General features: G+C 65.0%; 18 protein-coding genes. 15 read left to right on the top strand and 3 right to left on the bottom strand.

Features of this window, described 5'->3' with window-relative positions; translation table 11 throughout:
• The 6 genes from OXG30_13670 to OXG30_13645 are packed head-to-tail and all read left to right on the top strand — an operon-like array spanning position 1 to position 6,549.
• Positions 1-1,698: a CTP synthase gene (locus OXG30_13670; GenBank protein ID MCY4135941.1), complete on the top strand. Its 1,698-nt coding sequence runs from the start codon at positions 1-3 to the stop codon at positions 1,696-1,698.
• An 11-nt stretch (positions 1,699-1,709) separates the two neighbouring features.
• Entirely contained in the window at positions 1,710-2,264 is a 555-nt protein-coding gene (locus OXG30_13665) for an NUDIX hydrolase (protein MCY4135940.1), read from the top strand.
• Positions 2,265-2,283: 19 nt separating this feature from the next.
• Positions 2,284-3,204: a tyrosine recombinase XerD gene (locus OXG30_13660; GenBank protein ID MCY4135939.1), complete on the top strand. Its 921-nt coding sequence runs from the start codon at positions 2,284-2,286 to the stop codon at positions 3,202-3,204.
• Positions 3,205-3,209: 5 nt separating this feature from the next.
• Positions 3,210-3,659: an HD domain-containing protein gene (locus OXG30_13655; protein ID MCY4135938.1), complete on the top strand. Its 450-nt coding sequence runs from the start codon at positions 3,210-3,212 to the stop codon at positions 3,657-3,659.
• A 25-nt stretch (positions 3,660-3,684) separates the two neighbouring features.
• A complete protein-coding gene (locus OXG30_13650) occupies positions 3,685-4,887 on the top strand; it encodes an amidohydrolase family protein (protein MCY4135937.1) in 1,203 nt (400 codons plus the stop codon).
• 39 nt (positions 4,888-4,926) lie between these two features.
• Complete coding sequence (locus tag OXG30_13645; GenBank protein MCY4135936.1) at positions 4,927-6,549, top strand: SulP family inorganic anion transporter; 1,623 nt, start codon at positions 4,927-4,929, stop codon at positions 6,547-6,549.
• Here the strand turns inward: OXG30_13645 and OXG30_13640 are convergent.
• The gene (locus OXG30_13640) at positions 6,535-10,233 is read right to left on the bottom strand and encodes a multifunctional oxoglutarate decarboxylase/oxoglutarate dehydrogenase thiamine pyrophosphate-binding subunit/dihydrolipoyllysine-residue succinyltransferase subunit (protein MCY4135935.1); all 3,699 of its coding nucleotides are present in this window, start codon (positions 10,231-10,233) and stop codon (positions 6,535-6,537) included. The genes OXG30_13645 and OXG30_13640 overlap by 15 nt on opposite strands.
• A gap of 41 nt (positions 10,234-10,274) precedes the next feature.
• Between OXG30_13640 and OXG30_13635 the strand changes: the two genes are divergently transcribed.
• Positions 10,275-11,069: an exodeoxyribonuclease III gene (locus tag OXG30_13635; GenBank protein MCY4135934.1), complete on the top strand. Its 795-nt coding sequence runs from the start codon at positions 10,275-10,277 to the stop codon at positions 11,067-11,069.
• Positions 11,047-13,227 carry a cation:proton antiporter gene (locus tag OXG30_13630; protein MCY4135933.1) on the top strand — a complete coding sequence of 727 codons (2,181 nt, stop codon included), beginning with the start codon at positions 11,047-11,049 and terminating at the stop codon, positions 13,225-13,227. The genes OXG30_13635 and OXG30_13630 overlap by 23 nt, the downstream gene beginning before the upstream one ends.
• A 19-nt stretch (positions 13,228-13,246) precedes the next feature.
• On the opposite strand, the gene OXG30_13625 is transcribed toward OXG30_13630, so the two are convergent.
• Complete coding sequence (locus OXG30_13625; GenBank protein MCY4135932.1) at positions 13,247-14,695, bottom strand: ATP-dependent helicase; 1,449 nt, start codon at positions 14,693-14,695, stop codon at positions 13,247-13,249.
• 69 nt (positions 14,696-14,764) lie between these two features.
• On the opposite strand from OXG30_13625, the gene OXG30_13620 reads away from it, so the two are divergent.
• From OXG30_13620 to OXG30_13605, 4 genes are all read left to right on the top strand, one after another.
• The gene (locus OXG30_13620) at positions 14,765-15,124 is read left to right on the top strand and encodes a metallopeptidase family protein (GenBank protein ID MCY4135931.1); all 360 of its coding nucleotides are present in this window, start codon (positions 14,765-14,767) and stop codon (positions 15,122-15,124) included.
• An 87-nt stretch (positions 15,125-15,211) separates the two neighbouring features.
• Positions 15,212-16,348: a CaiB/BaiF CoA-transferase family protein gene (locus OXG30_13615; GenBank protein MCY4135930.1), complete on the top strand. Its 1,137-nt coding sequence runs from the start codon at positions 15,212-15,214 to the stop codon at positions 16,346-16,348.
• Positions 16,349-16,384: 36 nt separating this feature from the next.
• Positions 16,385-17,185 carry a PIG-L family deacetylase gene (locus OXG30_13610; GenBank protein MCY4135929.1) on the top strand — a complete coding sequence of 267 codons (801 nt, stop codon included), beginning with the start codon at positions 16,385-16,387 and terminating at the stop codon, positions 17,183-17,185.
• Positions 17,182-17,568 carry a hypothetical protein gene (locus OXG30_13605; protein MCY4135928.1) on the top strand — a complete coding sequence of 129 codons (387 nt, stop codon included), beginning with the start codon at positions 17,182-17,184 and terminating at the stop codon, positions 17,566-17,568. Before OXG30_13610 ends, OXG30_13605 begins: the two co-directional genes overlap by 4 nt.
• Before the next feature lie 18 nt (positions 17,569-17,586).
• Here the strand turns inward: OXG30_13605 and OXG30_13600 are convergent, their stop codons facing one another.
• A complete protein-coding gene (locus OXG30_13600) occupies positions 17,587-17,823 on the bottom strand; it encodes an Lrp/AsnC ligand binding domain-containing protein (GenBank protein MCY4135927.1) in 237 nt (78 codons plus the stop codon).
• A 92-nt stretch (positions 17,824-17,915) separates the two neighbouring features.
• Here OXG30_13600 and OXG30_13595 point away from each other — a divergent pair, with 92 nt between their 5' ends.
• The 3 genes from OXG30_13595 to OXG30_13585 all read left to right on the top strand — a co-directional run bounded on the left by OXG30_13595 (position 17,916) and on the right by OXG30_13585 (position 20,975).
• Positions 17,916-19,475, top strand: a complete 1,560-nt coding sequence (locus tag OXG30_13595; GenBank protein MCY4135926.1) for a hypothetical protein — start codon at positions 17,916-17,918, stop codon at positions 19,473-19,475.
• Positions 19,476-19,523: 48 nt separating this feature from the next.
• Positions 19,524-20,546 (top strand): UDP-glucose 4-epimerase GalE, encoded by a 1,023-nt coding sequence (gene galE / locus OXG30_13590; protein MCY4135925.1) that lies wholly within the window; start codon positions 19,524-19,526, stop codon positions 20,544-20,546.
• Between the two features lie 102 nt (positions 20,547-20,648).
• Positions 20,649-20,975 (top strand): hypothetical protein, encoded by a 327-nt coding sequence (locus tag OXG30_13585; GenBank protein ID MCY4135924.1) that lies wholly within the window; start codon positions 20,649-20,651, stop codon positions 20,973-20,975.
• Position 20,976 lies beyond the last annotated feature (1 nt).

Raw genomic sequence — 20,976 nt, 5'->3', positions numbered from 1 at the left:
GTGACCAAACACATCTTTGTCACAGGCGGGGTAGCGAGTTCGCTGGGCAAAGGACTTACGGCCGCCTCCCTGGGGCGTTTGCTCAAGCAACGGGGACTCCGGGTGACCATGCAGAAGCTGGACCCGTACATCAATGTGGACCCAGGAACGATGAACCCCTTCGAGCACGGGGAGGTGTTCGTCACCGACGACGGGGGCGAGACCGACCTGGATCTCGGACACTACGAGCGGTTCATCGACGAGAACCTCACCAAGCTCTCCAACGCCACCACCGGCTCCATCTACTCCTCGGTCATCGCCGCCGAGCGCCAAGGCGAGTATCTGGGCAAGACCGTGCAGGTGATTCCCCATGTCACCAACGAGATCAAGAACCGCATCTCCAGCCTGGTGTCCGACGACGTGGACGTGGTCATCACCGAGATCGGCGGGACCGTCGGCGATATCGAGATCCTCCCCTTTCTGGAGGCCATCCGCCAGGTGCGCTTGGACGTGGGGCGGGGCAACGTCTGCTACGTCCACGTCACGCTGGTGCCCTTCATCGGCCCCACCGGCGAGCAGAAGACCAAGCCCACCCAGCACTCGGTGACCGAGCTCCGCAGCCGGGGAGTTCAGCCCGACGCCATCGTGTGCCGCAGCGAGTCGCCCGTCTCCGACGAACTGAAGCGCAAGATCTCCAGCCTGTGCGACGTTGACGTATCCGCAGTGGTCAACGCCGCCGATGCCGAGAGCATCTATGAGATTCCCCTGGTGCTTCACGACGAGGGCCTCGACGGCGTGGTGTGCGACATCTTGCGCTTGGACGTCCCCGAGCCCGATCTCGCCGACTGGCAGCGGCTGACCCAGAGAATGGAGATGGCCCAGCGCAAGGTGCGCATCGGGCTCATCGGCAAGTACGTGACGCTCCAAGACGCCTATCTGTCCGTGGTGGAGGCGTTGAACCACGCTGGCATCCACCACGGCGCGTCGGTGGAGATCGAGTGGATCCAGGCCGAAAGCGTGGAGGGACTGATGGTGGACAGTCTGCTTAGCGGGCTGGACGGAATAGTGATCCCCGGCGGGTTCGGCGAGCGGGGGATCCAGGGCAAGATCGACGCCGCCTCCTATGCCCGAGAGAACGACCTGCCCTGTCTGGGCCTGTGCCTCGGCCTCCAGGTGATGACCATCGACTACGCCCGCAACGTGCTCGGCCTGGTCAACGCCCATTCCAGCGAATTCGACCCCAGCACGCCGTGGCCGGTCATCGACTTGATGGAATCGCAGCGCGGCATCACCGACAAGGGCGGCACGATGCGGCTTGGGGCGTGCCTGGCCAAGCTACGACCGGGCACCCAGGTGGCCGAAGTGTACGGTGCTGAAGTGGTGTCGGAGCGCCACCGCCACCGCTACGAGTTCAACCCCAAGCTTCGCGGCCGCTTCGAGGGCACCGACTTCGTGCTCGCCGGGGAGTCGCCCGACGGCCTCTTGGTGGAGTTCATCGAACTGGAGGGACATCCGTGGTGGGTGGGGACCCAGGCCCATCCCGAGTTCAAGAGCCGTCCCGATCGGCCCGCTCCGCTGTTCTGCGGTTTGGTGAAGGCCGCGTTGGATCGCCAGGACAGCGGGACCGCTGCCGACCAGGGTGACGAGACCCCGTCAGAGGCGGCGGTCTCAGAGCACGTTGAGACAGTAGCCGACGCCTCGGCCGCAGCCCTTCGTTGAGAGCCAGCTGAATGGCGGCAGCCGAAGGCGGGGCGGGTTTCACCCCGGTTGGAGAGCGCCAAGAGTGGCAGGGTCGGGTGGTGTCCCTGAGCGTTGCCGAGATCAGGGCGCCCGACGGTTCGATCTATGAGCGGGAGATCGTCCGCCATCCCGGCGCCGCCGTCATCGTGCCACTCGACGGCCAAGAGGTCATCATGGTGCGCCAGTATCGTCCTGCGGTTAATCGGGAGCTGCTGGAGATACCCGCGGGGAAACTCGACAGCCAGGACGAGCCTCCCGAGATGACTGCCCAGCGGGAACTGGAAGAGGAGATCGGCAAGCGGGCAGGGCACTTGGAGCTGCTGGCCGTGTTCCACAACTCTCCGGGATTTTGCGACGAGATCACCCATTGCTACCTGGCCACCGAGCTGACCGACGCCGACCGCCGCCCCCACGGCATCGAGGAGCAGCACATGGCCATCGAACGGATCAAGCTGGGCGAAGTCCTTGATCTGGTGGCCTCCGGCGAGATTGCCGACGCCAAGTCGATCGTCGGCCTAATGCTGGCCCGAGAGCGTCTGGGGTGAATTCCCCGTGCCGCCCGGGGTGAGCGCAGGGAGCGGGGTAGAGGAGTTTCTGGATTGGCTGGTGCTGGAACGGGGCCGCGCACCTCGTACCTGTGAGGCCTATCGCCGAGACCTGACCGGCTACTGCGAGGTTTTGGATTCCCGGGGAACCAACCCTGAAACAGCCGGAGAGGATGACATTCTGGCGTTTTTGCGGCACCTCCAGAGCCGGGGGTTGGCCCCCTCGACGGTCAAGCGGGCCATGACCGCGGTGCGGATCTTCCACCAGTTCCTCGTCATCGAGGGTGCTCGAGCCGACAACCCGGGGTCCCAAGTGGAGCTGCCCACGGTGCCGAGGGCTTTGCCCAAGGCGCTGAGCGAGGCCGAAGTGGAAGCCATCTTGGACGGAGTGGCAGGCGCCGACCGGGTGGCTCGGCGGGATCGGGCGCTGCTGGAGATGCTCTATGGCACGGGGATGCGCATTAGCGAGCTGGTCGGGATGTCGCTGGCCGACTTGGATTTGGGAGGGGCCACCGTGCGGGTTCTGGGAAAGGGTCAAAAGGAGCGGGTCCTGCCGCTGGGCCGATGCGCCCTCGAGGGGCTGACCGCCTGGCTGGTGCCCGCCGGGCGGGGCGAGATGGAGCCCGAGCGCTGGGGGTCCCAGCACGACCAGGAGGCGGTTTGGCTCAACCAGCGGGGACGCCGCCTGTCGCGTCAGGGAGCTTGGGGTGTGGTGAAGAAGAGGGCCCAGCAGGTGGGGCTGGGCGCCAAGGTGTCCCCCCATGTGTTCCGCCATTCCTGTGCCACCCACATGCTGGACCACGGCGCCGACATCAGGGCAGTGCAGGAGCTGTTGGGCCATGCCTCCATCAGCACCACGCAGGTCTACACCATGGTGTCCAAGGAGAAACTGTGGGAGGCCTATCGCGCCGCTCACCCGCGGGCGGTGTTGAAGCATTGATCCACTTGGCTCGGCGCTTCTTCCAGTCGATTCTCGACCAGGGGCCAGATGCCGCCGAAGAGGACTGGCTGATGGGTCTGCTCAGCGAGCGCGAGGCGACCCTCTACGCCCAGATGAGCCCAGTCGACCGCAGCCATGCCCTGCGGTCGGCCCGATGTCCTGCGTTGGCCGACGATGCCCAGCGGGTGGCCGCTGCCCTACACGATGTGGGGAAGATACAGTCTGGTCTGAGGACTTGGACCCGGGTGGCCGCCACCGTGGTAGGGGCCGTTTTACCTGGTATTTTGAGGGGTCGGTGGGCCGATTATCGGGATCACCCCCGACTTGGCGCGGCGATGCTGCGGGACGCCGGGAGCGCCGAACTGATCGTGGCGTGGGCCGCAGAACACCACCTTTCCACCCGCAAATCCTCCCTTCCCTCCGATGTAGCCGCCGCCCTGGCTGCTGCCGACTAATCGGGCAGCCGGTAGGCTTTTCGCCGTGCGCACCGAGATTCCCAAGATCATCAGCGTGGACGACCACCTTGTAGAGCCCGCCCACCTGTGGCAGAGCTGGCTGCCTGACCGCTTCAAGGAGCGAGGCCCGCGGGTGGAGCGCCGCCGGGTCGGGCCGATCACCTTTATTGGCGGGGCCAAGATGTACACCTACGAGCTGGACGTAGAGGACGGGCCATGGGGAGATGTCTGGTTCTACGAAGACCTCGTCTATCCCAACAAGCGCCATGTGGCCGCGGTGGGCTTCGACCGGGACGACATGGAGGCCGTGCCCATCACCTTCGACGAGATGCGCCCCGGGTGCTACGAGCCCAAAGCCCGGATAGAGGACATGGAGATGAACCACGTCGAGGCGTCGCTCTCATTCCCGACGTTTCCCCGGTTCTGTGGCCAGACCTTCTTGGAAGCCGATGACAAGGAGCTGGCCCTGGCCTGCGTGCAGGCCTACAACGATTTCATGATCGAGGAGTGGTGTGGCGACTCCAACGGCGCGCTCATCCCCCTGGCCATCATCCCTCTGTGGGATGTGGAATTGGCCAAGGCCGAAGTGGAGCGCAACGCAGCCCGGGGCTGCCACGCGGTTTGCTTCTCCGAGATTGCCCCCAATCTGGGGCTGCCCAGCATTCACACCGAATACTGGGACCCGTTCTTCGCTGCCTGTCAGGACACCGCCACCGCGGTGTGCATGCACATTGGGTCGTCGTCGAAGATGCCGGCCGCCTCCCCTGACGCCCCGCCTGCGGTGGCAGCGTCGCTAAGTTTCAACAACGCCATCGCGTCGATGAGCGATTTTCTGTTCTCCGGGGTGCTGGTGCGGTTTCCCGAACTGAAGCTGGCCTACTCCGAGGGACAGATCGGGTGGATCCCCTACATATTGGAGCGCTGCGACGACGTCTGGAGTGAGCACCGGGCCTGGGGAGGGGTAAGGGACATCGTCCCCGAACCGCCGTCCACCTACTACTACCGGCAGATTTACGGCTGTTTCTTCCGGGACAACCACGGATTGAAGTCATTGGACGAGGTGGGGGTGGACAACGTGACGTTTGAAACCGACTATCCCCACACCGACACCACTTGGCCCCACACCAAGAAGGTGGCCGAGGACATGATGGGCCACCTGCCTTCCGACGTGGTCCACAAGCTGGTGCGGGGCAACGCCGCCCGCCTCCTCAATCTTGACATTGACTGAAATGGCCTAGGCTCGGCCAGGTCACAACGGCCTGGTGCTATGAGCTACAACCTGCACAGTTTTCGCGAAGACACGTTTGGGGGCATTACTGCGGCAGTCGTAGGGCTGCCCACCGCACTGGCGTTTGGGGTGGCGTCCGGTTTGGGGGCGGTGGCCGGCATGTACGGGGCGATCGCCCTGGGCCTGTTCGCCGCGATTTTCGGCGGCACTCGGGCCCAGATCTCCGGGCCCACCGGCCCAATGGCGCTGGCCATGGCGGTGGTGGTCACCAGCCACGCCGAGAGACTGGAAGAGGCATTCACCATCGTCGTCATGGCGGGCCTGTTGCAGATATGTCTGGGATTGCTGCGAATCGGACGTTTCGTGGTGTACACGCCGTATTCGGTGGTGTCGGGGTTCATGTCCGGCATCGGGGTGATCATCATCTTGGTGCAGACCCTGCCGTTTTTGGGAACGGAAGTGGAGTTGGGCGGGCCCATCGACGCCGTCCGCTCCTGGCCGGATGTATTCGGCGACGTCAACTTCAACTCGCTGGCCATCGCCGCGGTCTCGCTGGGCGTATGCGTATTCTGGCCCCCCCGCCTCCGGGCTTTCGTTCCCTCAATGCTGATGGCATTGGTCGTCGGGACGCTGCTCAGCCTGCTGTGGCTGGACAACACCCCGGTCATCGGCGACGTGCCCACCGGTTTGCCGGACTTCGAGATTCCCGAGCTCACCGGCGATGTGTTGGCCCGGGCCGTGCAGCCGGCACTGACCATCGCGCTGCTGGGCTCCATCGACAGCCTGCTCACCTCGCTGGTGGCCGATTCGATGACTCGCACCAGCCATAGGCCCAACCGGGAGCTGATCGGCCAGGGCATTGGCAACATGATGGTCGGATTCATCGGTGGGACACCAGGAGCGGGGGCCACCATGGGCACGGTGGTCAACATCCGGGCCGGCGGTCACAGCCGGGTCTCCGGCGTGTTGAGAGCGCTGATCTTGTTGGCCTTGGTTCTTGGCTTGGGAAAGTACGTGGAAGAGATTCCCCATGCCGCGCTGGCCGGCATCTTGATGAAGGTGGGCTGGGACATCATGGACTGGCGGTTCTTGACCAGGGTCACCCGCCTGCACCGAGAGCACCTGTTCATCATGTTCGCCACGTTCGGCCTGACCGTGTTCGTGGACTTAATCACCGCGGTGGCCATCGGGCTGATCATCGCCGGCATGACCCGCTCCCGGCAGTTCGAGCGCCTGGAGATGGACAACGTGGTCTCTGTCCCGATCTTGGACCAGGTGTTCTTCGAAGGTGGGGTGACGTCCTCCGAAGCAGGGGCGGATCCCCATGCTGCCCGAGTGGGCATGGTCGCCTTTCGGGGAAGCTTCTCGGTGGCGTCGTCCAACAAGATCATCAACACCGTCACCGTGGACATCCGGGACCACGAGGTGGTGATCTTCGATTTCTCCGAGACCATCTACATAGACGACAGCGCGGCATTGGTTCTCGAGCAGCTCATCGACGCGGCCATCGACCAGGACACCGAATGCATCGTGATGGCCCTCTCTGGGTTGCCCGCCCGGACCTTGAGCTCTCTCGACGCCCTCCAACGGGTTCCCGAGGAACGGATCGTCGACACCCTGGACGAGGCCCGAGAGGTGGCCAGACGATTACTTGACGCTTAGAAGCGCAAAAGTTCGGGAAATGAGCTCGGACTGCTCTTGGGCGTGTACCGCGGCGCTGCCGGTGGCGGGGCTGGATGACTCGTTGCGACTTGCTCTGAGAATTTCGCAGCGATCGCCGAATGCATCGTGGAGGTGCCCCTTCACATAGTTCCACGGCCCCATGTTCTGGGGCTCTTCTTGGAGCCAGACGATTTTGTTGAGCTTGGGGTAGTGGGCAAGAGCCTCGGCTAGGGCGCTGGCCGGCCAGGGATAGAGCTGCTCCACCCGCAGCACGGCGGCGGGGGTGCCTTCCCGGTCTCGCTGGGCGGTGGCCTCGTGGCAGATCTTCCCGCTGGCCAGTACAACCCCGGTGACCTGTCCCGGCTCAGGACCGTTCGTATCGCCCAACACCGGCGAAAACCAGCCGCTGGCCAGGTCAGCCACCGGTGATCTCGCGTCGCGGTGGCGCAGCAGCGACTTTGGAGTGAACAGCACCAGCGGCTTGCGGGTGGAGCGCTTGGCTTGGTCTCGGAGCAGATGGAAGTACTGGGCCGCAGTCGACAGGTTGGCCACCCGGATGTTGTTCTCAGCCACCGACTGCAAGAACCGCTCGATCCGGCCGGAGGAGTGCTCCGGACCCTGGCCCTCGAATCCGTGGGGCAGCAGCATCACCAGTCCTGATTGCTGGTTCCACTTGTCCTCAGCCGACACCACGAACTGGTCGATGATGATCTGGGCGCCGTTGACGAAATCCCCGAATTGGGCCTCCCAAAGGACAAGCGCATCGGTGTCGCCCACCGAATAGCCGTATTCGAAGCCCAGAGCGGCGTACTCCGAAAGCAGCGAGTCGTAGGCCCACAGCTTGGCCCCATGGCGGGCCAATCCGGCCAGCGGGCAGTGTTCCCGGGCAGTTTGGTTGCAAACCAGGGTGCTGTGGCGGTGGGAGAACGTTCCCCGCCGAGAGTCCTGGCCCGCCAGGCGGATCGATGTCCCCTCGTCGAGCAGGGTGCCGAAGGCCAGCGCTTCGGCCAGCCCCCAGTCCACCATCCCCTGCACCATCATCGCGTCGCGGGCTTCGAACTGGCGGGCCAGCTTGGGGTGCAGCACGAACCCGTCGGGCACCGATGTCAGAGCATTGAACACTCGCTTGATCTGCTTTTCCGACACACCGGTATCCACCGGCGGCGAGACGTTGGGAGTGGGGTCGGACAGCCCCGCCGAAATCGACAGTTGGAGTTCTCGCTTGCCTGCGGCCTCGATCCCAACGGTCTCGCCCGGGCCCCCGTCCGCCGCCTGGTCCCGGGTTTCCTCCAATGCCTCCTGAAGCTTGGCCCGGAATTGATCCATGGCCTGCTCAGCCTCTTCCAGGGTGATGTCTCCCCGCTTCACCAGCGATTCCACATACCGCTTTCGCACCGAGCGATGGCCCTCGATTCGCCGGTACATCTCCGGTTGGGTGTAGCTGGGATCGTCGGCCTCATTGTGCCCTTGCCGGCGGTAGCACCACATGTCGATAACCACGTCCTTGTGGAAGTGGTTGCGATAGGCCAGCGCCAAGTGCGCCACCCGGGTACAGGCCTCGGGGTCGTCGCCGTTGACGTGGAAGATGGGGGCCTGGATCATCTTGGCCACGTCGGTGCAGTAGTAGCTGGAGCGAGCCGACTCCGCGGTGGTGGTGAATCCCACCTGGTTGTTGATCACCAGATGCACCGTGCCTCCGGTGAGATACCCCTCGATCAGCGACAGATTCAACGTCTCGCTCACCACCCCTTGGCCGGCGAAGGCGGCATCGCCGTGTACCAGCACCGGTAGCACCGGGTAGAGGTCGTCCTCGTTGGCGACTTGGCCCCGAACCAACCCGCTCACTGGGCTGTGCTCCACCTGGTCGTCGCTGAGGTGGTCCAAGCGGGCCCGGACCATGCCCTCGACCACCGGGTTGACCGCCTCCAGGTGAGAAGGATTGGCGGCCAGTTCTACCGGGATCCGGTTGCCGGCCATGCTCACGAATTCCGAGGTCATCCCCAGGTGGTACTTCACGTCCCCCGACCCCTGGGTGGACGACTCGTCCAAGTTACCCTCGAATTCGCCGAACAGCTGTCCGTAGTCCTTGCCCACGATGTTCACCAGCACGTTGAGCCGTCCCCGGTGGGCCATGCCCATGATGGCCGAGGTCATGCCCAGGTCGGCAGCCCGGCCCAGTACCGCGTCCAGTACCACGATGGCGCTCTCGGCTCCCTCGATCCCGAACCGCTTCTGACCCACGTACTTGGTGTCCAAGAAGCGCTCCAGCGCCTCGGCCGCGTTCAGCCGATCCAGAATATGCAGCTTCTCGTCGAGCCCCATGGGGATGCCCATCGCCTCCACTTGCTCCTGGATCCACTGCTTCTCGCCGGGTTCCTGGATGTGCATGTACTCCACGCCCACCGTGCGGCAGTAGGCGTTGCGGAGCACATGCAAGATATCGCCCAGCGGCATCTTGCCGTCGGGTTGGCCCAAGTCGATCCCGCCCAGCCCGGTGGTGAGAAACTCCCGGTCGAGGTCCCAGATGGTGAGTCCATAGGTGGCCGGGTCGAGTTCGGCATGCATTGCGGGCTCGTTGGCTGAAAGAGGGTCGAGGTCGGCGATGAGGTGGCCCCGCACCCGGTGCATGTTGATAAGCGCGTTCACCTGCACCTGCTTGGTGATAACGGCCTGCTCTCGGTCTAAGGGAAGGATGTCGGGCCGCCAGCGCACGGCCTCGTAGGGCACGCCTACCGCTCGGAAAATGTCCTCGTAGAATTCGTGTTTGCCCAGCAGAAGCTCGTGGACCGCGCCCAAGAACATGCCCGACTCGGCGCCCTGGATGATGCGGTGGTCGTAGGTTGACGACAGCGTGATCACCTTCGACACCCCGAGGTCGGCCAGCGTGCGGGAATCGGCGGCCTGGTAGGCGGTGGGGTAGTCGATGGTGCCCACACCCACGATGACCCCTTGGCCGGGCATGAGCCGGGGCACCGACTGCACCGTGCCCAGGGTGCCGGGGTTGGTGATGCTCACGGTGACTCCGGCGAAGTCGTCGGGGCTCAGGTCGTTGTTTCGCACCTTGCGGACCATGGTGTCGTAGCGCTCGACAAAATTGGGAAAGTCCAGCGTGTCGGCATCTTGAATGCAGGGCACTAGAAGCGAGCGGGAGCCGTCGGCTTTCTCCACGTCCACGGCGATGCCCAAGCCGATGTGGGGGTGGCGGACGACTCGGGGCCCGCTTTCGGTGTCGACAAAGGTGGAGTTCATCACCGGACGGTGATGGGCGATGGCCTGCACCACGGCGTAGGCGATCAGGTGGGTGTACGACACCTTGCGCCCGTCGGTGCGCCCCAGGTAGCCGTTGACGATCCGGCGGTTGACGTCGAGCAGCTTGGCCGGAACTTCCCGGAAGCTGGTGGCGGTGGGAATGGCCAGGCTGGCCTCCATGTTCTGGGCGATGCGGGCCGCCGCCCCCCGCAGCGGATCTCCCGGTAGAGGCTCAGCCGTCTCGGCCGGATCGGGCACCGCCTGAAGTCGGGCCACTGGGGCGGCCGACTCAGGAAGGACTCGGTCGGGACGGTAGTCGGAGAAGAAGTCCCGCCAGCTCTCGCTCACCGACTCGGGGTCGGCCAAGTACTGGCGGTGCATCTCGTCGACCAACCAGGCGTTCTGGCCGACTATCGACTCGGCGTCGGGGGTCATAGGGAGAGTCTATGAACTTCGGGACTACTAAGGTTCTGCGGGTGCGGCTGGCCACTTGGAATGTGAACTCGCTGAACGCCCGCATGCCCCGAGTTCAAGAGTGGCTGGAGCTGGCCGACCCCGATGTGCTGTGCATGCAGGAGACCAAAATGGCCGACGACGCCTTTCCCGGATTGGCCTTCAAGGCCATGGGCTACGAGTGGGTTCACCACGGTGAGGGAAGATGGAACGGGGTGGCCATCTTGAGCCGGGTGGGGCTGGCCGACCCCGGCAACGGGTTCGCCGACGGCCGCGAGGCCGATCCCGACGCCCGAATCGTATGGGCCACGTGCGCTGATGTGCGAGTGGCCAGCGCTTACATCCCCAACGGGCGGGAGCTGGGCCACGACCACTACCGCTACAAGTTGGACTGGTTGGGCCGGCTCCGGTCCCATCTGGAGGCCAACGCCGATGCCGGGGCGCCAGTGGTGGTTGCCGGTGACTTCAACGTGGCCCCGGCCGACAACGACGTGTGGGACATCGCCGCCTTCGAGGGGCTAACCCATGTGAGCGGGCCCGAGCGCGAGGCGTTTGCCGCGGTGGAGGACTGGGGCCTGGTGGACGTGTTCCGCCGCCGGTGGTCTGACGACGGCCTCTATACCTTCTGGGACTATCAGGCCGGACGCTTCCACAAGCGCCAGGGAATGCGCATAGACATGGTCATGGCTACCGAGCTGCTGGCCCAGCGGGTGACCACGGTGCTCATGGATCGCAACGCCCGCAAGGGGGAGAAACCGTCGGACCACGCCCCGGTGGTGGTGGACTTCGACTGGGATGAAGCCGCCGGGGGCGGCTGAGTCGGCGATGGTCTTTGCCGCCGAAACGGGAGGGTTCGACCTTCTGGTCTTTTGGGTGAACATCCTGGTACTGGTGGCCGTCTCCCATCTCTTCGGCCTGGTGATGAGAAGGGTGGGGATGCCCTCGGTGGTGGGAGCGCTGCTGGCCGGGCTCGTGCTGGGGCCGTCGGTGTTCGGGGTGGTGTGGGAGTCGGGTTTCGAGTGGTTCTTGCCAGAGATCGGCCAGGGCGGGCAGTGGACTTTGCTGGTCGCGGTCAGTTGGATGGGGGTGGCTCTGCTGTTGGTGGTGACCGGTTTCGAGACCGACTTGGGTCTCATCACCAAGCTGGGGCGGCCGGCGCTGTTGGTGACCACGGGCAGCCTGGTGGTGCCGCTGATCGGCGGCATCGTGGTCGGCCTGTTGCTGCCCTCTTTGTTCTTGGCCGAGGGTGCCGAACGGCTCACGTTCACGTTGTTCGTGGCGTTGGCGGTCGCTGTGTCGTCTCTGGCAGTAGTGGCAAAGATCCTCAGCGAACTGGGGCTGATGCGCCGGGACTTCGGCCAGATCACTGTGGCTGCGGGCATGGCCAACGATGTGATCGGCTGGATCTTGCTGGGCGTGTTCACCGGCTTGGCCACCTCAGGCGAAGTGTCGGCCGGGCAAGTGTTGGCCACGCTGGGGGGGATTGCGGCCTTCGGGGTGTTGGCGCTGACAGTGGGCCAGCGCGTCGTGGACTTGCTGTTGCGACAAGTGCGGCGCACCGGGGGCAGCCTGGCCGCGGCACTGGGCGTGGCCATGGTGACCATGCTGGGCTTCGGAGTTGCCACCGAATGGCTGGGAGTGGAGGCCGTGCTGGGAGCATTCGTAGCCGGGGTGGTGCTACACCGGTCCCGCTTTCAGCACGACGACGTTCTCCACCATCTGGAGGGACTGACCAATGCCCTGTTTGCGCCGGTGTTCTTCGCCACTGCTGGCTTGCAGGTAGATCTCCGCCTGTTGGACAACGCCGAGGCTCTGTGGTGGGCCTTGATCGTGCTCGGAGTGGCCATCGTCTTCAAGTTTGCCGGGGCCTACGGAGGTGCCCGCCTTGCCGGCCGTACCCACCGGGCTGGACTGGCCTTGGGGGCCGGACTGAATGCCCGAGGAACACTGGAGATCGTCATCGCCACTGTGGGGTTGAGCGTCGGGGTGTTCAGCCCTACCGCCTTCACGGTGATCGTGCTGGTGCCGGTGCTCACCTCGCTGTTCGCCTCGGCCACGCTGCGAGGAGTGGTGAACAACTGGCAGGGAACCCCCGACGAGCAGGAGCGATTGGGCCGGGAGCAGGCGCTGAGTCGAAACCTCGTCGTGCGGACGTCACGGCTCTTGCTGCCCAGTCGGGGCGGCCCGGAGTCCATCGCCGCGGCCCAGGTTCTACACTTCGCTTGGCCCATCGAGGCCGGGGCCACTGTGCTCACGGTGGGTGACCGTGACGCCGAAGTGGACATCACCCCACTGCGCAATGTGCTGCACGACCGGGCGATGGAGCACCGGCGGGTGCGCGGAGACGACCCGGTGCGGGCCATCATCGACGAGAGTCGGCTGGGGTTCGGCGTTATCGGGCTGGGCGCTCTGGATTACGCCGACACCATGCAGGTGATCTCGCCTCTGGTTGACGGGGTCTTGTCGGAGAGCCCCATTCCGGTCGTGGTGGTGCGCCGGGCGAGAAACATGGATCGGCCGCTCCCGGGGGCCTATAGCCGGGCGGTGGTTCCGGTTACCGGCAGCCCGGTGTCGCGGGCCGCCCAGGAGGTGGCCTTCAACCTCAGCGCCCAACTCGGCACCGAACTACACCTCACCCACGTCAATACCATTAGGAGCGAACCCGCGGGGCTGCCGTCGCTGTTCAGCCGCCGGATGATTGCCCGCACCGGCAGCATCGTCGGCGTGCAGGTGGTAGCCCAAGCCGAGACGCTCGCTCTAGAACTGGGGGCAACCACTCAGACGGTAGTGATGGAGGGCACCTCGCCGGCCGATGAGATTTTGAAGCTGCAACGAGACATTGAGGCCGACCTGGTGGTCATGGGGGCCAACCTCAGACGGGTTGGAGATCGACCATTCCTAGGCCACCGTGTAGAGCAGGTGCTTCGAGACTGCGATGCCACCGTGGTGGTGGTCCTCATCCCGTTTGATCTCTAGCCCGCGGGGGATGCACAGCTCAGGGCGCACTGAGGATGGCGTTCAGATAGGGAGAGGGGGAGCGGGCTGACGTCCGGTCTCCGAAAGCCCGCTCCGCGGCCCAGTGGCAGTGCAGCTCTCTCTCGGCCCTGGTGATGGCCACATAGAGCAGCCTTCGCTCCTCAGCGACCTCGGCTGAAGTCTGAGCCCGGCTGATGGGCACTAGTCCCTGCTCCAGGCCAGCCAAATGCACGATGGGCCACTCCAATCCCTTGGCCGCATGGAACGTGGCCACATCCACTGCGTCGGAGCCTTTGGGTGGGGCTGCTCCCGCGCCGTCATCGGTTCGGTGGGAGTCGATGCGAACTCGACAGGGGATCTGGGCCTTTTCCAGTGCGGTGGCCAGCTTGGCGGTCTGGGCATTGGTGCGGGCCAGCACGGCCATCGACGACCACGCCATTTCGGGGCCCTTGGCGTCGCGCAAGGCGCGAGCGATGGTTGCCGCCTCATCGAAATCGTCGACATGGGTGCTCACCGTCGGCCGGGGACCGTCCAGGCTGTGGGACGCCAATTTGGCCGCCCCCGCAGGCAAAACCGCCCGTCCCGCGGCCAATATCTGGGGAGTGGAGCGGTAATTGTCCACCAGGTCGAGCACCTCAGCACCGGGGAACCAGGTGGCGAACCGCTCGATGTAGTCGGAGTTAGCGCCGTTCCAGCTGTAGATGGCCTGGTTGGGGTCGCCCACCGCGCATAGGTCGTTGCCGTCTCCCAGCCAGGCTCGCAGCAAGTCGAACTGGAGTTGGTTCACATCTTGGAATTCGTCGACGAAAAGGTGCCGGTAACTCCAGCGGCGGGCCTCGGCGTAGTCGGGGTCTTCGGTCAAGTCCCTCAGTGCCAGGATCAACAGGTCGTCGAAGTCCACCACTCGCCGCTTGTCCTTCTCGCTCTCGTAGCGTTGATAGAGGTCGGCGACGACGCCGTGGTCCAGTGCCGGCCGCCGGCGGAGGCCGGCAGCCCTTTCGCGATAGTCACCGGGGGTGATGCGGTGGGCCTTGGCCCACTCGATTTCGGTTACCGCATCTTGCACCTCGGCCTTGGCCAGACGCAGTCCTGCTTGTCTTGCCGCCCGGGCGACCAGGCCCCGCTTGTCCTGCACCAATTCTGGTGGCCTGACCCCCCTCTCGGCCCAGCGAGTGCGCAGCTGGGCATAGGCGGTGCTGTGAAAGGTGCCTGCGCTTACCGAGTCCCGCAGCCCCAGTCCAGCCAGGCGCTCGCGTAGCTCATCGGCCGCCTTGCGGGTGAACGTGATGGCCAAGGTGCGCTTGGGGTCGATGTTGCCGATGCCAGCTTGGTGGGCAATTCGGCGGGTGAGCACCCTGGTCTTGCCGGTGCCCGCCCCGGCGCGGATGCACAGCGGTGTCCCCGGCGCCTCTACCGCGGCCCGCTGCCGCTCGTTCAGCCCCTCCAAGAGCCCTTCAAACACGCTCACCCCACCAAGGTATCGACGCCGGTGACACTTCTATTGCACCAGGTCAAGAGGCCTCATCCTTGTGGGAGGATGTCGGGGATGGTTGTGGTGTCGCGGGAGCGGTTTGAGGCGTTGGTGGCTCAGGCGTTGGATGAGATTCCCGATGACCTGGCCGAGTTGATGGACAACGTGGCGGTGCTGGTGGAAGACGAGGGGGAGGAACCGGACATCTGGGGGCTGTACGACGGGGTGCCGCTCACCGACCGAGCCGACTACGGCGGGGGTGGGATGGTGATGCCCGACCGCATCTACATCTACCGGCTGCCGATCTGCGAGGGGTGTGAAACCGAGTCCGAGGTAGTGGAGCAAGTGTGCATCACCGTCATCCACGAGATTGCCCACCACTTCGGCATCGAAGACGATCGCCTCGACGAATTGGGCTGGGGCTGAGCAGTCGGACTACGACCGGCATCTTGGGCTGCCCCGATTGAGAAGATCGCGGGTACTGTCCCAGCGGTGAAGACCTCAGGAGGCAGCATGGGACCGCTGAAGGGCATTCGCGTAGTAGAGATCGCGGGGATTGGGCCGGGGCCGTTCGCGGCGATGATGCTGGCCGATCTGGGGGCCGACGTGGTGCGGATCGACCGGGCGGACCGGGTCCGAGACGAAGTCCCCGACACCCCTCATCCCGATCTGTTGAACCGGGGTCGCCGCAGCGTGGGCGTCGATCTCAAGCACCCCGAGGGTGCCGAGACCGTGCTCAAGCTGGTGGAGGGCGCCGACGGGCTGATCGAGGGATTCCGCCCCGGCGTGGCCGAGCGCCTGGGCATCGGACCCGACGCCTGCCTGGCCCGTAACCCCAAGCTGGTGTACGGGCGGATGACCGGATGGGGCCAGGACGGCCCCTACTCGTCCATGGCCGGCCACGACATCAACTACATCGCCCTGTCGGGCGTGCTGGGGGCCATCGGCCGGGAGGGGGAGGCACCTGTGCCTCCGGTGAACCTGGCCGGAGACTTCGGCGGGGGAGGGATGCTGCTCGCCCTCGGGATGCTGGCCGGGATGCTGGAGGCTCGCACTTCGGGCCAAGGCCAAGTAGTCGACGCCTCCATGGTGGAGGGCTCCGCCCTGTTGATCACCATGATCTATGGCATGCAGGCCATGGGGGCATGGGGGCCGCGGGGCACCAACATGCTGGACACCGGTGCCTGGTTCTATGACGTCTACGAGTGCGCCGACGGGGAGTACATCTCGCTGGGCTCGCTGGAGCCCCAGTTCTTCGCCGAGATGGTGGAGAAAACAGGCATCGACGCGGACGGGATCGACCAGAACGACCGCACCACATGGCCGGAGATGCGTGACCGACTGGCCGCCGCAGTCAAGACCAAGACCCGGGACGAGTGGTGCGAGATTCTCGACGGCTCCGACGTCTGCTTTGCACCGGTTCTCAGCCTGGCCGAGGCCCCGGAGCATCCCCACAACATCGCTCGGGGCACGTTTGTGGAAGTGGGCGGCGCTCTCCAGCCCGGCCCTGCTCCCCGTTTCAGCCGTACCCCGGCCCAGATTGACCGCCCCGCCCCCAACCCCGGCCAGCACACCGACGAGGTGATGTCCGACTGGGGTTTCGATGCTGCCGCGGTGGCCGCACTGAGAGCATCAGGGGCCGTCAAGTAGATGGGAGAGATCGAGCGGATGGGAATGGTCAACTAGATGGCCACCATGGTGAACTTTCACGCCCATCCCGATGATGAGGCAATTGCTACTTCCGGCACGATGATGAAGGCCGCCGACGATGGCCACCGAGTGGTGTTGGTAGTGGCCACCAAAGGAGAGCAGGGCGAGGTGGAGCCCGATGCGCTCAGCCCGGGCGAGACGCTGGGAGAGAGGCGGGCAGCTGAGACCCTGGATGCGGCCAAGATCATCGGCGCCCATCGGGTGGAGTTTCTGGGCTACGAGGACTCGGGCATGGCCGGCGAGGAGTCCAACAACAATCCCGCCTGCTTCTGGCAGGCCGACTTCGAAGAGGCGGTGGAGCGGGTGGCCCGCATCCTGGTGGAGGAATCGGCCGATGTGCTAACCGTGTACGACGACCACGGCGGCTACGGCCATCCCGACCACATCCAAGTTCACCGGGTAGGGGTGGACGCAGCCCGCAGAGCCGGTGTCGGAAAGGTGTTCTACGCCACCATGAACCGCACCCAGATCCTGCGGCAAATGGCCGAGGTGGAGTCATTTGCCGAGGCAATGGAGGAGATGGACATCGAGCGGGCGGAGCGGTTCAGGGAGGAGGAGTTCGGGACTGAGGAGGCGGACATCACCCATGCAGTGGATGTGAGCCCCTACCTGGAGCGCAAGCGGGCCGCCATGCTGGCCCACACCAGTCAGATCACCGCCGACTCCTTCTTCGGCTCCATGACCGACGAGCAATTCGCCGACGCATTCGCTACCGAGTGGTACGTGGCCCCCGGACCACCGCGCACCGGCGAATTTGCCGCCGACTTGTTCAGGTGAGCTCAGGTTCGAGCTTGTTGGCCGCGTCGCTGGCCGGCTTCCACGACTGGTTCTCCTGGGTGGTGATGCTGGCCAACGCCGCCGCGGGGGGGTGGGCTCTGGGCGCCCACTTTCGACCGCGGTTGCGGGGCTGGCCGCTGTGGGCGTTCATCGCGGTGGCCCAATGCATCATCTTCGCCCAGGTGATCGTGGGTGTCGTGTACGAGAACCGCTCGGGGGCCGATCCGGGAGACTTGCACCGCCTCTACGGTTTCGCTGCCATCGCCGCGGTGGCCATCGTCTACGCCTATCGAATGCAACTCGCCCACCGCCGCGAGCTGCTTTATGCCGGCGGCAGCTTCTTTCTGGCCGGCCTGGCCATTCGGGCCATGATCCTCAGCTAATTGAAGGCCAAGCCTGGGCTAAAGGTTTACAACGGGGCAGGTGAGGGTCCGGGTAATGCCGTCCACCATCTGGATCTGGCTCACCACCAGGCGGCCGAGCTGGTCCATGGACTCAGCCTCGGCTTTGGCGATCACATCGTACGGGCCGGTCATGATCTCAGAGATCACCACGCCATCGATCTCGCGTATGGCCTCGGCCACCTGGCGGGCCTTGTCCATTTCGGTCTGGATCAGAACATAAGAGCTGACACCCACGTGACTACACCTCCGGTCGGTTATCCCGCATCGTACTCAAAGTCGCGCTCGAATGGGCTAGCGGGTCAGGCGCAGCGCAATGATGTAGGCCCATGAACGGTGCTCCCGCCAATCCGTATCTCGCCGATTCCTCCTACGGCATTGCCCATGGCCGGTGCGACCAGCAGGACAACGTGCCCTGGCGTGGGCCAGAGGGCCCCACCGAGACGCTCAACGAGACGACCGACCTCCAGTACGCCTGGCTCGGTCCGTGCCATTTCGGCCATTTGATTTCGGGGCTGTATCCCGACGGCCGACGGGTGGTGTGGAGCAACGGCCGCCAGAACATCGCCAAGCTCGACTACGAGACCCTTGAGTTGCTGGCCGACCACGAGATTGTAGGCGGGGAAGGTCGCACTCCCATCGAAGATCTGGAGGTCAATTTGCTCGGCCTCGACAAGAAGGACGGCTGGGAGGCCGTCGAACACGCCATCGAGCTCTCGATGAGATTCATGACCGGCATTGACGGGGTCTATGCGCTGCTGGATTGCGACCACACCCTGTTTCTCGGTCGCAAAGACCACGCGGTGGCCTATGTGGAGACCGATCCCTCCGATCCTGCGGCGCCCATTGTGGAGCGAGACCGATGGAACAAGCCCGACCACATCGAGGGCTTCTTCGTGGGGATGAACATGACCTTCGACGGCAAGCTGGTGATGACCACCGATCACGGCTGGGTCATAGTTCTGGAGCGCGACTTCAGCGCCTATCACGCCCTTCAGATAGCAGGCGGGGCCGAGATCGGCGCTGAGTATTGCGCTCGGCGGGCTGCGGAGCGGGGCAATACCGGCTACGGCTGGGTTCGCACCAGCATCTGCGTGGACAGCGACAACGGCATCTACGTGTCGTCCAACGACCACCACCACAAGCTGCGCTGGACGGGCACCGAGATCACCGACGATCCTGCTCACGGCTGCTGGACGGCGCCCTATCGCAACGGCGGCGGTCACGGCTCGGGCACCACGCCATCGCTCATGGGTTTCGGCCCCGACGAGGACAAGTTCGTGGTTATCGGCGACGGCGACGAGGTGGTCAACATCACCCTGTTGTGGCGCGACGAGATCCCCGACGACTGGGAGCAGCTGCCCAACGCGCCGGACCGCCGCATCGCCGGCATCGGGCCGGCCAACATGGGCAACCCCGACCGGGCTGAGATCAAGACCGAGCAGTCGATCACCGTGTCGGGATACGGCGCCATGACGGTGAACAACGAGCCGGCCTCGATCCCCGACGGCTATCCCGCGCAGGCGGCCCGAATGCTGTGCTTCATGCTCGGCCACAAGCCGGAATACCAGCCCCACGGCCTCCACAAATACGAATGGGATCCGGCGTCCCGAGAGCTGAAGGAGGCGTGGGTCAACCTCGACATCTCCTCGCCCAACTCGGTTCCCTTCGTGGCCGAGGAGAGCGGGCTGGTCTACACCTGCGGGGTTCGCGACGAGCGCTGGACGATCGAGGCCGCCGACTGGGCTACCGGAGAGTCGCGGTTCCACTACGTCCTGGGTGGTTCCAAGTTCAACACCATCGGTGCGGGGGTAACCGTGGACGACGACGGCCGGCTGCTGTTCGGCTCCATGTACGGCAAGACCCGCGTCCTGCGAGGGCCGGGCTAGCCGCAGTCTGCTGCTCTGCCCCAACAACACGCCGCTAACGTGCCCAACATGGCAACGGTGCTGGTGGCAGGGGGAGCGGGTTACATCGGCAGCCACACCTGCGTCGCCCTGCTCGAGGCCGGCTACGAGGTGGCGGTGCTGGACAGCCTGGCCAACTCCTCCTCCGCCGCCATCGACGCGGTGGGGGAGATCGCCGGCCACCGCCCTCGTCTCGACATAGCCGACTGTCGGGACGAATCCGCGCTGGAGAAAGTCGTGGTCGACGTCCGCCCCGACGCGGTGTTGCACTTCGCGGGCCTCAAATCCGTGCCCGACTCGGTGGCCAACCCGCTGCGGTACTACCGCCATAACCTGGAGTCGGCCGCCGTGCTCTTGGAGGTGATGCAGCGCTGCGGCGTCCGCCGGATCGTGTTCTCTTCCTCAGCCACGGTTTATGGGCTGCCTGACGAACTGCCGGTACCCGAGACGGCCACAACCCGCCCGGCCAATCCCTACGGCTGGACCAAGCTCCTCATCGAGCAGATGATTGCTGACGTGGTCCGGGCCGACCCCCGTTGGTCGGCGGCTTTGCTTCGCTATTTCAACCCGGTGGGCGCCCACCCCAGCGGATTGATCGGGGAGGATCCCGAGGGCATTCCCGGCAACTTGATGCCTTACCTGCTCCAAGTGGCCGTAGGGCGCCACTCCCAACTGCCGCTCTACGGCACCGACTATCCCACTCCCGACGGCACCGCGTTGCGCGACTACATCCACGTGATGGACTTGGCCGGTGGTCATGTGGCCGCCTTGGAGCAATTGGAGGCCTCTTCCGGGGAAGCGCACACCTACAACCTGGGCACCGGCCGGGGTGCGTCGGTGCTAGAGGTGATCGCCGCCATGCGGGAGGCCACCGGCCACCCCCTGCCCTATGAGGAGCTAGACCGCCGCCCGGGCGACGTGCCCGAGTTGTGGGCCGATTCCAGGAAGGCCCGCTCGGAGTTGGGCTGGTCGGCTACCCGGTCGCTAGCCGGGATGTGTCGAGATGCCTGGGCCTGGCAATCCACCCATCCCAAGGGCTATCGCGGTCATTAGTGCTTGCCTGGGGTTTTGGTGGTTGTGTTTGGTAGGGGGCGGGTTTAGGATCACAGATGCCGTCGGCACCGGCTTCGTAGTGTGCCCTTTCTGGTCTTATTCATGGAAAAGGGCGTTGAGATGTCGGTGAGCGAAGTTGAGCGTAGGCAGATGGCAGCCAGTTTGGCTGTCGCAATCGGCGAGGAGGCCACGGAGACTCTAATGAGGTGCATCCTCCCCGAGGGGCGCGACGAACTGGCCACCAAGGCCGATTTGCAAGTCGGGCTAGCCGAAGCGCGAGCAGAGAGGGCCGAATTGGGGTCCAAGATGGAGATCGGGTTCGCCAGGCTGGAGTCCAAGTTGGCTAGGCAGGCACGCATCCACTTCGGCACGCTGTCAGCCTTCATCCTCAGCGTCTGGGCCGTGTTTGTGGCCCAGATTTTCATGTAGT

The organism is bacterium, assembly GCA_026708015.1.
Classification (GTDB): domain Bacteria; phylum Actinomycetota; class Acidimicrobiia; order Acidimicrobiales; family Bin134; genus Poriferisocius.
Note: the sequence above shows the minus strand (reverse complement) of the source record. Positions and strands in the feature narration are given on the sequence as shown.

What these genes read in the sequence shown, in the direction of transcription:
- OXG30_13665 (MCY4135940.1), top strand. Translation starts at nt 1,710, where the DNA reads ATGGCGGCAGCCGAAGGCGGGGCGGGTTTCACCCCGGTTGGAGAGCGC.
- OXG30_13645 (MCY4135936.1), top strand. Translation starts at nt 4,927, where the DNA reads ATGAGCTACAACCTGCACAGTTTTCGCGAAGACACGTTTGGGGGCATT.
- OXG30_13640 (MCY4135935.1), bottom strand. Translation starts at nt 10,233, where the DNA reads ATGACCCCCGACGCCGAGTCGATAGTCGGCCAGAACGCCTGGTTGGTC.
- OXG30_13630 (MCY4135933.1), top strand. Translation starts at nt 11,047, where the DNA reads ATGAAGCCGCCGGGGGCGGCTGAGTCGGCGATGGTCTTTGCCGCCGAA.
- OXG30_13620 (MCY4135931.1), top strand. Translation starts at nt 14,765, where the DNA reads ATGTCGGGGATGGTTGTGGTGTCGCGGGAGCGGTTTGAGGCGTTGGTG.
- OXG30_13615 (MCY4135930.1), top strand. Translation starts at nt 15,212, where the DNA reads ATGGGACCGCTGAAGGGCATTCGCGTAGTAGAGATCGCGGGGATTGGG.
- OXG30_13610 (MCY4135929.1), top strand. Translation starts at nt 16,385, where the DNA reads ATGGCCACCATGGTGAACTTTCACGCCCATCCCGATGATGAGGCAATT.
- OXG30_13595 (MCY4135926.1), top strand. Translation starts at nt 17,916, where the DNA reads ATGAACGGTGCTCCCGCCAATCCGTATCTCGCCGATTCCTCCTACGGC.
- galE (MCY4135925.1), top strand. Translation starts at nt 19,524, where the DNA reads ATGGCAACGGTGCTGGTGGCAGGGGGAGCGGGTTACATCGGCAGCCAC.
- OXG30_13585 (MCY4135924.1), top strand. Translation starts at nt 20,649, where the DNA reads ATGGAAAAGGGCGTTGAGATGTCGGTGAGCGAAGTTGAGCGTAGGCAG.